The organism is Ruegeria sp. CDSB022 (genome assembly GCF_059611145.1).
Genome location: NZ_JBXWOZ010000003.1, coordinates 186,273 through 198,415 on the forward strand (window position 1 = coordinate 186,273; position 12,143 = coordinate 198,415).

At 58.9% G+C, this 12,143-nt stretch carries 10 protein-coding genes; 4 read left to right on the top strand and 6 right to left on the bottom strand.

The window, feature by feature from the left end:
* Positions 1-60 precede the first annotated feature (60 nt).
* Entirely contained in the window at positions 61-1,089 is a 1,029-nt protein-coding gene (gene trpS, locus AC2FIZ_RS08615) for a tryptophan--tRNA ligase (RefSeq protein WP_281995207.1), read from the bottom strand.
* 86 nt (positions 1,090-1,175) lie between these two features.
* Between trpS and AC2FIZ_RS08620 the strand changes: the two genes are divergently transcribed.
* On the top strand, positions 1,176-1,862 hold the full coding sequence (locus AC2FIZ_RS08620; RefSeq protein ID WP_142635554.1) for a rhomboid family intramembrane serine protease: 687 nt from the start codon (positions 1,176-1,178) through the stop codon (positions 1,860-1,862).
* Here AC2FIZ_RS08620 and murJ read toward each other — a convergent pair whose 3' ends face one another.
* Genes murJ through AC2FIZ_RS08635 form a run of 3 tightly spaced genes read right to left on the bottom strand, consistent with a single transcriptional unit; the run spans position 1,863 to position 7,352 of the window.
* Positions 1,863-3,404 (bottom strand): murein biosynthesis integral membrane protein MurJ, encoded by a 1,542-nt coding sequence (murJ, locus tag AC2FIZ_RS08625; protein ID WP_271948384.1) that lies wholly within the window; start codon positions 3,402-3,404, stop codon positions 1,863-1,865.
* Positions 3,401-6,220: a [protein-PII] uridylyltransferase gene (locus tag AC2FIZ_RS08630; RefSeq protein ID WP_496707887.1), complete on the bottom strand. Its 2,820-nt coding sequence runs from the start codon at positions 6,218-6,220 to the stop codon at positions 3,401-3,403. Before AC2FIZ_RS08630 ends, murJ begins: the two co-directional genes overlap by 4 nt.
* Positions 6,180-7,352, bottom strand: a complete 1,173-nt coding sequence (locus tag AC2FIZ_RS08635; protein WP_142635560.1) for a penicillin-binding protein activator — start codon at positions 7,350-7,352, stop codon at positions 6,180-6,182. Before AC2FIZ_RS08635 ends, AC2FIZ_RS08630 begins: the two co-directional genes overlap by 41 nt.
* 87 nt (positions 7,353-7,439) lie before the next feature.
* Between AC2FIZ_RS08635 and rsmI the strand changes: the two genes are divergently transcribed.
* From rsmI to gshB, 3 genes are read left to right on the top strand one after another with little or no spacing between them, the layout of a single operon-like run.
* Positions 7,440-8,297 (top strand): 16S rRNA (cytidine(1402)-2'-O)-methyltransferase, encoded by an 858-nt coding sequence (gene rsmI, locus AC2FIZ_RS08640; protein WP_496790900.1) that lies wholly within the window; start codon positions 7,440-7,442, stop codon positions 8,295-8,297.
* Position 8,298: 1 nt separating this feature from the next.
* The gene (locus AC2FIZ_RS08645) at positions 8,299-8,673 is read left to right on the top strand and encodes a YraN family protein (protein ID WP_142635564.1); all 375 of its coding nucleotides are present in this window, start codon (positions 8,299-8,301) and stop codon (positions 8,671-8,673) included.
* A 60-nt stretch (positions 8,674-8,733) separates the two neighbouring features.
* Positions 8,734-9,666: a glutathione synthase gene (gene gshB / locus AC2FIZ_RS08650; RefSeq protein WP_496696384.1), complete on the top strand. Its 933-nt coding sequence runs from the start codon at positions 8,734-8,736 to the stop codon at positions 9,664-9,666.
* On the opposite strand, the gene AC2FIZ_RS08655 is transcribed toward gshB, so the two are convergent.
* Complete coding sequence (locus AC2FIZ_RS08655; RefSeq protein WP_496790901.1) at positions 9,663-11,174, bottom strand: YifB family Mg chelatase-like AAA ATPase; 1,512 nt, start codon at positions 11,172-11,174, stop codon at positions 9,663-9,665. The two genes, gshB and AC2FIZ_RS08655, sit on opposite strands and share 4 nt — an antisense overlap.
* Before the next feature lie 45 nt (positions 11,175-11,219).
* Complete coding sequence (locus AC2FIZ_RS08660; RefSeq protein WP_496790902.1) at positions 11,220-12,104, bottom strand: glutathione S-transferase N-terminal domain-containing protein; 885 nt, start codon at positions 12,102-12,104, stop codon at positions 11,220-11,222.
* Between the last annotated feature and the right edge of the window lie 39 nt (positions 12,105-12,143).

Consider the following 12,143-nt stretch of genomic DNA (forward strand, 5'->3'; position numbering starts at 1 on the left):
GACGCCCTCCCAAGCTTTGAGGCAAACCTAGGAAGGCGTTAAGGCAACGTCCAGAGCCAATCAGCCCCGTTTCGCACCAACCATGCCGACGATGTCATAGGTCTGCTGCAGGATCGGGGCTGCAATCGCCCGCGCCTTTTCTGCGCCATTGGCCAGAATGCGATCAATCTCGGCCTCTTCACCCATCAGGCGGGCCATTTCGGTCGAGATCGGAGACAGTTTGGCAACCGCCAGATCGGCCAGCATCGGTTTGAACTCGCCAAATTGCTTGCCGCCAACGTCGGCCAGAACCTGATCCGCCGTCTGATCGCTGAGGGCGGCGTAGATATTCACCAGATTGCGGGCCTCGGGGCGGTTGTCCAAGCCATCGACTTCCGAAGGCAGAGCGTCCGGGTCGGTCTTGGCCTTTCGGATTTTCTTGGCGATCGTCTCGGCATCATCGGTCATGTTGATCCGGGTCATGTCAGAGGGGTCGGATTTGGACATCTTTTTTGACCCATCGCGCAAGCTCATGACCCGAGTTGCCGCACCTTTGATGACGGGTTCGGTCAACGGAAAAAAATCGACGCCATAGTCATGATTGAACTTAGTTGCGATATCTCGGGTTAGTTCCAGGTGTTGCTTTTGATCATCTCCGACGGGTACATGTGTCGCGTGATATACAAGGATATCTGCGGCCATAAGCGCCGGATAGGCGAATAGGCCCAACGATGCATTCTGTGCGTTCTTGCCAGCCTTATCTTTGAACTGTGTCATGCGCTGCATCCAGCCAAGCCGGGCAACGCAGTTAAAAATCCATGCTAGTTGCGCGTGCTCAGGAACCTGGCTTTGGTTAAACAGGATCGATTTTTCGGGATCTAATCCTGATGCGATATACCCCGCGCACAGCTCACGCGTTGCGTGCTGCAACTCTTTGGGGTCCTGCCAAACGGTGATCGCGTGCAAATCGACCATACAGTAGATTGTCTGATAGTCGGACCCTTGCATCCGAACCCAGTTCCGCAATGCGCCCAAATAGTTGCCAAGGTGCAGGTTACCGGATGGCTGTGCACCGGAAAACACGCGCGGCGTGAACTTGGAATCGGTCATCGAAGGGAACTCCCGTCTGGAAAAATCAGCCCCCGTCGCTTACCCATGAGGCAAAGGGACGTCAACAGCCGCGAAAGGCCCGCCCAATGAGCAGTGAGCATTATACACCCGCCGTGAACCCTCTGCCGCCCGTGGTGGTGGCTTTGTGTGTGTTCATCATGGGGGTTGAACTGGCATTTACTCTAGGTACGCGCGGGATCATTGGGGGGCCAACTGCTGTAGGCTGGCGCCTGGACGCTTTGCAGCACTATTCGTTTTCGCCGGATATCTTCGACTGGATGGTGGAAAACGGGCGCTGGCCGTTCGAGCATCTGATCCGCTTTGTCACCTATCCGTTTGTATCCGGTACGTTCACACAGGCCATCTTTGTCTGCGTCTTTGTGCTGGCCATGGGTAAAATGGTGGCCGAGGTTTTTGGCAGCGTTCAGATGCTGGTGATCTTTGTGCTGTCGGGCGTGGGTGGTGCGCTGGCTTATGCACTGTTGCTGGATCCGCGCTTTCCGCTGGTGGGTGGGTTCCCTCCGGTCTATGGGCTGATCGGAGCGTTTACGTGGATATTATGGCGCAAGCTGTCGCTGGTGGGCGCAAACCAATCCCGCGCCTTCAGCCTGATCGCCGTTTTGATGGGCATTCAGTTGTTGTTCGGCCTGCTGTTTGGCGGAACGCTGGACTGGGTGGCTGATCTGGGCGGTTTTGCCACTGGTTTTGCCCTGTCGTTCCTGGTTGCTCCGGGGGGGTGGGCGCGGATTGTCGGGCGCATCCGACGCGACTGATCAGGATCGACGCAGAGCCTTTCTGAACTCGGAAAGTTTGAATGCACCAATCAGGTGGCCGAGCAGGAAATACGTGACTGCAGCAACGATGATCAAACCGAGCAGTGCCAGGTAACGCCAGCCTTCCAGGGCAAAGGCCCAGCCAAACAGCTCAATAGCGGCATACAGGACAGCTCCCATCCCCAGGGACGCCGCAATGATCCGCCATGCCCTGTTCTTGAACCGGTCGTCAAACTGCGCTTCTTCCCCCATTTTTCGCGCGCCCAAGGCCAGCAGTCCAACCATGGCCCATCCGGCCACCGAGGCGGCAATCGCAGGTGCGAACCATCCCACCAACGGATACAGCCCGAAAGCCAGTGCAGCGTTCACGACCATCGCAAACACTGCATAGTGAAAGGGCGAGCGTGTATCTTCACGCGCGAAATACAAAGGCTGCAACAATTTCTGCAGCATGAACGCGGGCAGGCCGATGCCATAGATCGCCACGGCAAGTGCGGTGGCGGCGGTGTCTTCGGGGGTGAACTGTCCGCGCTCGAACAGAACCGAGACCAGCTGGGTGGGGATGAGCACAAAGGCAACGGTCGACGGGATGGTCAACAGCAACGTAAACTCACCTGCGCGAGAAAACGCATCGCGGGCGCCCGATTTGTCCCCAGCGCGCAGGCGGCGAGATAGATCGGGTAACAGGACGATGCCGACGGCGATGCCCACGACGCCCAATGGCAACTGGTACAAGCGATCCGCTGCAAACAACCAGCTGACGGCCTTTTCGGTTTTCGAAGCAACCAGCTGGCCCACCACCAGATTGACCTGTGTAACCCCCATGGCCAAGGCGGCCGGAACCGCAATGCGGACCATGTTGCGCATTTCAGGGCTGAGTTTCGGCAGGCCCGGGCGGATACGGATGCCCGCACGTTCGGTTGCAACCCAGACCAGCGCTAGCTGCGCAACACCAGCGATGGGGATGACGGCGATCAGCCAACGGATGACCTCTCCGCCTGATATAGCGCCGGCGATCAGTGCTATGCAGGCAAAGATGTTCAGTAAAATCGGCGCGGCGGCGGCAGCCGCGAAACGGCCGGTTGCGTTCAGCACGCCCGAGAACAGCGCCGCTAGCGACATGAAAAAGATGTAGGGAAAGACCACATATCCATAATCCACGGCAAGGTCGAAGCGGTCGTCACCGTAAAAGCCCTCGGCCGTCAGCCAGACCAGACCAGGCATGAAAACCATCGCCAGCCCGACCAGCGCCAGCACCGCCACGGCCAGCAGGTTGAACGCGTCCTGTGCAAAGCCTTGCGCGTTTTCCCCGCCTTCGAGCCGTTTGGAAAACATCGGCACAAAGGCTGCGTTAAACGCACCTTCGGCAAAGAAGCGGCGGAACATGTTGGGCAGGCGAAAGGCGGCGACGAATGCATCCATTACTGGCCCGGGCCCGATGTAGGCGGTCAGCAGGATTTCCCGCAGAAAGCCCAGAATACGGCTGGCCAGGGTCCAGAACCCGACAGTGAACAGGCCTGAAAACAGCCGGATCTGCTTCATGAGACCGCGCGCTCGGCGCCTTCGGAGATGGCCTTGCGCAGCTTGGTCTCAAGCCCGCGCTGCTTGCTTTCCGAGTGATATTTCAACCCAAACATATCCTTGACGTAAAAGGTGTCCACCACTTGTTCGCCATAAGTCGCGATCACCGCATTGGCGATATAGACATTGGCGGCAGCAAGCGTTCGTGTCAGATCATAGAGCAGGCCGGGCCTGTCCCGGGTATCGACCTCGATGATCGTGTAGATCTCGGACCCGTCATTGTCGAAGATGATATGGGTCGGCACGTTAAAGGCCCGTTCGCGTTTCTTGATCTTGTCGCGTGATTTAAGGGCATCCCGCGCCACGACCTCGCCTTTCAGGGTCTTGTGGATCATCTGTGTCAGGCGCGGCAAGCGGCTGGCCTCGAACGGGTGTCCATCGGCGTCCTGAATCCAGAACGCATCGGTGACATAGCCGTCTTTGGTGGTGTAACTGCGCGCATCAACCACATTAGCCCCGACCAGCGCCAAAGCGCCTGCGATACGGGCAAAAATGCCGGGGTGATCACCCATGGCAAAGCAGGCCCGCGTCGCATCGCGGTCTTCATCCGGGTGCAGACGGATTTCCATCGCGCCAGCATCACCGCTGCGGTCCAGCTCTTTCAGCATCTCGGCAAATTCTACATGGGTCGAAAGGTTCAGGCCCTGCCAATAGGGGTCATAGTGCCGACCCGTCTCGGTTTTGAGGGCGGCTTTGGTCCATTCCGCCAGCTCGGCCCGCAACGCCTTTTTGGCACCGGCACCGCGATTGGCACGGTTGAGGTCTTCCATCCCGGTCTCAAGCGCGCGCTTGGTTTCTGCATGCAGCGCGCGTAGCAGGGTGGCTTTCCAGTTGTTCCAGGTGTTGGGTCCAACGCCGCGAATGTCGCAGACGGTCAACACGGTCAGTAGGTCCAACCTTTTGACCGTTTTCACGGCCTTGGCAAAGTCGCGCACCGTGCGCGGGTCGGAAATATCGCGTTTCTGCGCCATGTCCGACATCAACAAGTGATACCGCACCAACCATTCCACGGTTTCTGAATCCGATTTGTTCAGACCCAGCCGAGGTGCAATCTTTCGGGCCATCTGTGCGCCCAAAATCGAATGATCCTCGGGTCGCCCCTTAGCAATGTCATGGATCAGCAGGGCAACATACAGAACCTTGCGATTGACCCCGCCCTCCAGGATTGAAGACGCCAGCGGCAGGGATTCCCCCAACTCTCCGCGTTCAATCTGGGCCAGATTGACGATGCACTGAATGGTGTGCTCATCCACCGTATAGCTGTGGTACATGTTGAACTGCATCATCGCCACGATGTGTTCGAACTCGGGCAGAAAGGCCGACAGCACCCCCAGTTCGTTCATGCGGCGCAGGGCGCGTTCCGGGTTGCCGTGTTTCAGCATCAGGTCGAGAAAGATGCGCCGCGCCTCTTTGTCTTCGCGCATGTCGTCATCAATCAGGTTCAGGTTGGCGCTGACCAGCCGCATCGCGTCCGGGTGGATCAGCATGCCGGTGCGCAGACCTTCCTCGAACAGGCGCAGAAGGTTCAGCTTGTCCGCCAGAAACTTGTTCGGGTCGGCTACATCCAGACGTCCATGGACGACTTTATATCCGGCTTTGATCCTGGGGCGGCGGCGGAAAATACGCTCTAGCAGAGGCGCGCTTTTCATATGCGTCGCCTCGAGTTTGGTCAGGAAGATGCGCGTCAGCTCGCCAACCTTCGTGGCCTCGCGGAAATAGCGCTGCATAAACACTTCGACCGCCCGTCGACCCGCCCGGTCTTCGTATCCCATACGGGAAGCGACCTCGACCTGCATGTCAAAGGACAGTTGTTCGGTTGCGCGCCCGGTCACCAGATGCAAATGCGAGCGAACGGCCCACAGGAAATCCTCGGCTTCCACAAAAGTGCTGAATTCCTCGGGGGTGAACAGACCCAGCGGTACCAACTCGGCCACGTCCTGAACGCCGTAGATATATTTGGCAATCCAGTAGAGCGATTGCAGGTCGCGCAATCCGCCTTTGCCCTCTTTTACGTTGGGCTCGACCATATACCGCTCGCCCTGTTTCAGATGGCGCGCGTCGCGTTCCTGCAGCTTGGACTCGATGAACTGGCGCTCAGTGCCTTTGAACAGATCGTCTTTCAGGCGCGTTTCCAACTCATTTGCCAGATCGGCGTCGCCAGCCAAATAGCGCTGTTCCAACATCGCGGTGCGAATGGTGAAATCCTCGGATCCCAGGCGCAGGCAATCCTTGATGGTGCGCGAAGAATGTCCGACCTTCAGCCGCAGATCCCACAGGATATACAACATGGATTCGATCACACTCTCGGCCCAGGCAGTGATCTTGTAGGGGGTCAGAAACAGCAGATCGACATCCGAGGACGGGGCCATTTCCCCACGCCCATAGCCGCCCACTGCCAGCACGGCCATTTTTTCACCCTGTGTCGGCGTGGCCAGCGGGTGAAGCTCGCGACTGGCCACTTGCATCGCGGTGCAGACCAGCCCGTCGGTCAGGTAGGTATAGGAATGGGTCAGCCTCCGCGCGTCAAATGGATCGCGGACAAAGGCATCGGCGATTGACTGACGACCGGATTTCTGGACGTTCCGCAAAATCCGCACGGTTTCGCCGCGCCTTTCGGCGTTATCAGATGTCTTGTCGAAGGCCTCTGACAGCTGTGCCATAACGGCTGCGCTGTCAAAGATTTCTTCGGGCTGGCAAATCAGGTCACCCCTTGGGATGAGTGTCAGAGCCAGCCGATCAGAATCCGGCGCCAGAGAAGCTTTGGGGGGCAGGGTCAATCACAACCACCTGTTTGTTCTGGATCGTGGCAATGGCCAGACCACGTTCATTCGTACCGTTGGGTCGCAGACGGAAGATACCGCCAACGCCCTGAAAACCGGCGTTCTGAGTTAGGGCAGATGCGGTAAGAGCGTCGGACTTGCCCTGGCTGACCAAGGCAGCAATCGCGGCTATGCCATCATAGGCTAGGCCACTGATCGGATGTGGTGCCTCGCCATATGTGTTGTTGTACCGCTGACGATAAGCCTGTGCCTTGGATGGGTCCGGCAATGCGAACCAGCCACCCTGAACGCCTGGCAGTTCCAGTGTCTGGGCCGGGATGTCCCAGCGGGTCAGACCCATATATTGCGTGGTTGCCGGGGAGACGCCCGCTTCTGGTAGAAGCTGGGAATACAGCGGCAACGCCCCTGCAGTGGTCGAAGTCAGAAAGATCGAATCCGCCCCCGAGGACGCCACAGTAGCCTTGATTGTCGGCACCGAGTTGATGACCCCCTGCTGAGAGCGGTCATAGCCGACCGTGCCTGCATTACCCACTCGGCTGTTGCTCAGCGCGGTTGCAATAGCCGATTGTCCAAGCCGCCCGGCGGCATCGTTGCTATGCACGATGACCGTTCCGGTCTTGCCGCGCGAACCGGCATAGTTGACCAACCGGTTGGCGGTGTTTTCAAAAGTGGGGCCGAGCACGAAGACATTGCCGCCTGCGATGCTGGTATTGTTCGAAAACGACAGCAGGTTGACCTTGTTGTTCAGTACCGCAAGACCAGCTGAGTTTGCCGCCTGGGCGTAGACCGGACCGATGATTATCTTCGCACCGTCTGCCACGGCTTGCTGCGCGACTGTTGCGGCGGTACCCGAATTGCCCCGGGTGTCGTAGACCCGCAAATCAATCTGTACATTCTGCAGATCGGACATCGCCAGGCGGGCTGCGTTTTCAAGGCTGCGCGCCAGTTCAGCGTCCCCGGAATTTCCAGATCCAGCCGGAACCAGCAAAGCAACCGGTACAGGTTTTGAAGTGTTGATCGACGGGCCTCCGCCGATACTGCTGACGTCACACGCCGTCAGAATGGTCGCGGTGGCCAAGACGGCGGCTGCACGCGCCAACTTGCGAACGGGCTTGCAAACGGTAAACATCTAAATGAAAACTCCCTGATCCGGCGGCTTGGGATGCTGCCATTATTTGCGCCGCGATAATAGACGTCACGCTGTGAGGGTCCAGCTTTGAATTTTCAAAAAGTCAAATTGGGCACGGGCCTGTATTTTGTTGCCACTCCGATCGGGGCGGCGCGCGACATTACGCTCAGGGCGCTAGACGTGTTGGCGTCGGCGGACATGATCGCCGCCGAAGACACGCGCAGCCTGCGCCGGTTGATGGAGATTCACGGCGTTCCGCTCGAGGGGCGCCGCATTCTTGCCTATCACGATCACAGCGGTGCAGGCGCCCGCGGCAAAATCCTGGACGCGCTGGCTGAGGGGAAATCGGTGGCCTATGCGTCTGAGGCCGGGATGCCGTTGATCGCGGACCCGGGATACGATCTGGGACGACAGGCGGCCGAGGCGGGGCACACTGTCACCTGCGCGCCGGGGCCGTCCGCCGCGCTGATGGCGCTGACGCTGGCCGGTTTGCCGACGGATGCCTTTTTCTTTGCGGGGTTTTTGCCCAATGCCTCAGGCGCGCGCCGGACGCGGATCGAGGCGCTGCGAGATGTGCCTGGGACGTTGGTATTTTATGAATCTCCGAAACGTGTGGCGTCCTGTCTGTCGGATCTGGCCGAGGTTCTAGGGGAAAACAGGCAGGCCGCGATGTGCCGCGAGTTAACCAAGAAATTCGAAGAAGTTCGGCGCGGGTCGCTGGCAGAGCTGGCAGAAGAATTGGCGAGTCAGACGGTCAAAGGCGAAATTGTTCTGCTGGTAGACCGTGGCGCTTCGGAAACTGTTAACGATTCAGACATAGAAGAGGCTTTGATACGCGCCCTGGAAACTCATTCAGTACGCGATGCGGCGGATTTGGTGTCGCAGATGTATAAACTGCCGCGTCGACCGATCTATCAGAAGGCGCTGAAACTCGGGAAAGGGTAAGATGACCTCACGCAGCACTGTCCGAAGTTCGGTTTCTTATCATGCGGGTCAGGCGGCGGAACAGCAGGTTGCGGCAGATTACGAGCGGCGGGGATATTCCATAGCACATCGCCGTTGGCGCGGGGCAGGGGGCGAGATTGATCTGATCGTCCGCAACGGCGACGGATTGGTTTTCGTCGAGGTCAAGAAAAGCACAAGCTTTGAGATGGCTGCTGCCCGGATCAAACGGCGCCAGATGGACCGTATCTGTGCCTCGGCTGCCCAATTTCTGGAAGGGGAACCCAACGGCCAGCTGACAAATGTTCGGTTTGATGCGGCTTTGGTGGATGCGTTCGGCGCGGTGCAAATCATCGAAAACGCCTTTGATCAGGTCTGACCCCATTGAACCCCCGGCCTGGCTGGGCCATGTATCTGGCGTGAAACTGAGGGACACGCCATGAAAATTGCCTTTCAGATGGACCCGATCGGGGCCGTGGATATCAATGCCGACAGCTCATTCCGTCTGGCCGAAGAGGCACAGGCGCGCGGGCATATGCTGTTCTTCTACAGCCCTGACAAACTGGCTTATCAGGAGGGCCGGATCACGGCCCGCGGCCATGATATGACGGTGCAGCGCGTGGCCGGAAACCCGGCAGAATTGGGGCCCGAGCGCGAGGTTGATCTGGCCGAGTTCGACGTGGTCTGGCTGCGTCAGGATCCCCCGTTTGACATGCACTATATCACTTCTACCCACCTGCTGGACCGGCTTAAGGGACAGGCGCTGGTGGTAAATGATCCATTCTGGGTTCGGAACTATCCCGAAAAACTCCTGGTGCTGGATTTCCCTGATCTGACGCCACCGACAACCATCGCCCGCGATCTGCAGACGATTAAGGCGTTCAAAGAAAAGCACGGCGATATTATCCTGAAACCGCTTTATGGAAATGGCGGTGCGGGGGTGTTCCGGTTGGATGGCAACGACCGGAACCTGACATCTTTGCACGAGTTGTTCACCGGGTTTTCGCGCGAACCTCTGATCGTTCAGAAATTCCTGCCCGATGTCAGCAATGGCGACAAACGGGTCATTCTGGTGGACGGTCAGGCTGTGGGTGCAATCAACCGTGTTCCCGCCAAAGGTGAAACACGATCCAACATGCATGTGGGGGGACGGCCCGAAAAGGTTGGTCTGACGGATCGCGATCTTGAGATTTGCGCAGCCATTGGACCTTTGTTGAAGGAAAAAGGGCAGGTTTTTGTTGGTATCGATGTAATCGGCGATTACCTGACCGAGATTAACGTGACTTCGCCAACCGGAATTCAGGAATTGGAACGGTTTGATGGCGTGAACATCGCAGAAAAGATTTGGCAGGCCATCGAAGCCAGGCTTTAAGATGCAATATTGGCGCTGATGCGAAAGCTCAGCGCCTCGGCCACATGGGGTCTTCGGACATCTGATGCGCCGTCCAGATCGGCGATGGTGCGCGCGACCCGCAAGATGCGGTGAAAGGCGCGCGCTGACAAACCAAATTTCTCAGCCGCTTTCAACAGCAGCTCTTTTCCTTCGGCATCCGGCGCGGCGATTTCTTCCAGCACATTGCCCTCAACATCCGCATTCTGGCGCGCGGACGTTCCAGTGTATCTTTGCGCTTGAACCGCACGCGCCTGCTCGACACGCGCGGCAACCGTGGCCGAACTGTCCCCGGATGGAGGCAGGTCAAGGTCGGTGAACCCGACCGGAGGCACCTCGATCCTCAGGTCGAACCGATCTATCAGCGGGCCTGATATGCGCCCCAGATAATCCTCGCCGCAGACCGGAGCGCGCGAGCAGGCCCGCGCCGGGTCGGTCAGGTAGCCGCATTTGCAGGGGTTGGCGGCGGCAACCAGCATAAAGCGGCAGGGGTATTTCACATGCGCATTGGCGCGCGCAATCATCACCTCTCCGGTTTCGATGGGTTGGCGCAGGGTTTCCAGAACGGTCCGTGGGAATTCGGGAAATTCGTCCATGAACAAAACCCCGTTGTGGGCCAGTGAGATTTCCCCCGGTTTGGCGCCTTTCCCTCCACCGACAATGGCCGGCATCGAGGCCGTATGATGCGGTTCGCGAAATGGTCTGGTGCGGCTGATGCCACCTTCGTCAAGCAGGCCGCACAGGGATTGGATCATCGAGGTTTCAAGTGCCTCGGTCGGTGTCAGCGGCGGCAATATCCCCGGCAGGCGCGCGGCCAGCATGGATTTCCCGGACCCCGGCGTGCCGATCATCATCAGGTGGTGCCGCCCTGCGGCGGCAATCTCCAACGCGCGTTTCGCCCGCTCCTGCCCTTTGACATCGCGCAGGTCGCGGGTGCTGGGGGAAAGGTTGACCTCGCCGGGCAGCGCAGCGGGCAAAGGGGCTTGGCCCGAGAAGTGGCGGACAACATCGCCCAAAGATTCAGCGCCGATCACCTGAGTAGCGTCAACCCAAGCCGCCTCGGCGCTGGAGGCCCGAGGGCACAGCAGGGTTCGGTCCTCGGCCGCGGCGGTCATCGCGGCAGGAAGCGCCCCGACAACAGGCACAAGAGACCCGTCCAGTGACAATTCCCCCAGTGAAACGGCCCCTTCAGCCGCGTCCTTGGGAATGATTTCCAGGGCTGACAGCAGAGCCACCGCAATGGGCAGGTCGAAATGGCTGCCTTCTTTGGGCAGGTCAGCGGGGGATAGGTTGATGGTGATACGCTTTGACGGCAGGGCAATGGCCATCGAGCTTAGCGCGCTTCGGACGCGATCGCGGGCCTCTGAAACTGCTTTGTCGGGCAGGCCGACGATGGAAAAGGCAGGCAACCCCGGTGAAACCGCGCATTGCACCTCGACCGGGCGTGCGTCGACACCTTGAAAGGCGACTGTATGAGAACGAGCGACCATGAACGACCTGCTTGGTTAACAGGTCGTTACTGGCACGCCGCCGGTTTAGGAATCGTTAACGGCGCTGACCATCTGAGTGAATTTCGGCCATGCCTCCGGATCGGCGAGGGTTTTGTCGCGGCAGAACCGATTGCAGAATCCCCAGCGCTGACCGTCCAGGTCCAGAAAATCTGTGACGGGCTCTCCGGAATAGGGGCAGGTCTGGTTGACCGAGGGACCGCTCTGGGCGGCCACAGCAGACGATGCCCCGCCGATTGGCCAGGGATCCGATTGAAGGTCCAGCGAATACGGGAAAGGGTCGTACTGGACTGTCAGACCCATCGCACGCCACTGCCTGACAACCGGATCCGACAGGAGGGTCAGGCAATAGTCCCGGTTGGCGTCCGAAACAGGTAGCCCATAACCGATGATCCGCGCGGCAACGGGCGTGTAAAACACATCCACCAAAGAATATGTACCGAACAACGGGCCGGTGTTCGCCCCAGACACTTGGCGCGCATGATCCCAAAGGGTTTCGATCCGGCGCAGGTCAGCAAGCGTTTCGGCCGCCGGTTCGAACCCCTTCCAACTATGAAGCAGCTGCATCGCGCATTCCCCGCGCAGGGCTGAAAACCCGGCCACCATCTCGGTGCAAAGCCACCGTGCAGTGGCGCGGGCAGCCGCGTCAGAGGGCCACAATCCGACCTGTGGGTGGCGCTCAGCCAAGGTCTCGGCCATGGCAAGGCTTTCACCAACCACAGTTTCGTCTGGCAGGCGCAGAGCAGGCACCAGACGCGCCGGGAACAGGGGTTTCATATCCTCGGCCATAGTGCCTGAATAAAGGCCGATCATGTGGTTTCGATAGGGCAGGTCGAACTTTTCCAGCATCAACCAACCACGCAAGGACCAACTGGAAAACAGGCGGTCTCCGATAAACAAATCATAGGTCATGGGCCTAGGATGGCTCAGGCTATTCAATCCGTAAAACAG

Excerpts from the sequence above, each read along its gene's own strand:
- trpS (WP_281995207.1), bottom strand. The coding sequence starts at position 1,089 with ATGACCGATTCCAAGTTCACGCCGCGCGTGTTTTCCGGTGCACAGCCA.
- AC2FIZ_RS08620 (WP_142635554.1), top strand. The coding sequence starts at position 1,176 with ATGAGCAGTGAGCATTATACACCCGCCGTGAACCCTCTGCCGCCCGTG.
- murJ (WP_271948384.1), bottom strand. The coding sequence starts at position 3,404 with ATGAAGCAGATCCGGCTGTTTTCAGGCCTGTTCACTGTCGGGTTCTGG.
- AC2FIZ_RS08635 (WP_142635560.1), bottom strand. The coding sequence starts at position 7,352 with ATGTTTACCGTTTGCAAGCCCGTTCGCAAGTTGGCGCGTGCAGCCGCC.
- AC2FIZ_RS08645 (WP_142635564.1), top strand. The coding sequence starts at position 8,299 with ATGACCTCACGCAGCACTGTCCGAAGTTCGGTTTCTTATCATGCGGGT.
- gshB (WP_496696384.1), top strand. The coding sequence starts at position 8,734 with ATGAAAATTGCCTTTCAGATGGACCCGATCGGGGCCGTGGATATCAAT.
- AC2FIZ_RS08655 (WP_496790901.1), bottom strand. The coding sequence starts at position 11,174 with ATGGTCGCTCGTTCTCATACAGTCGCCTTTCAAGGTGTCGACGCACGC.
- AC2FIZ_RS08660 (WP_496790902.1), bottom strand. The coding sequence starts at position 12,104 with ATGACCTATGATTTGTTTATCGGAGACCGCCTGTTTTCCAGTTGGTCC.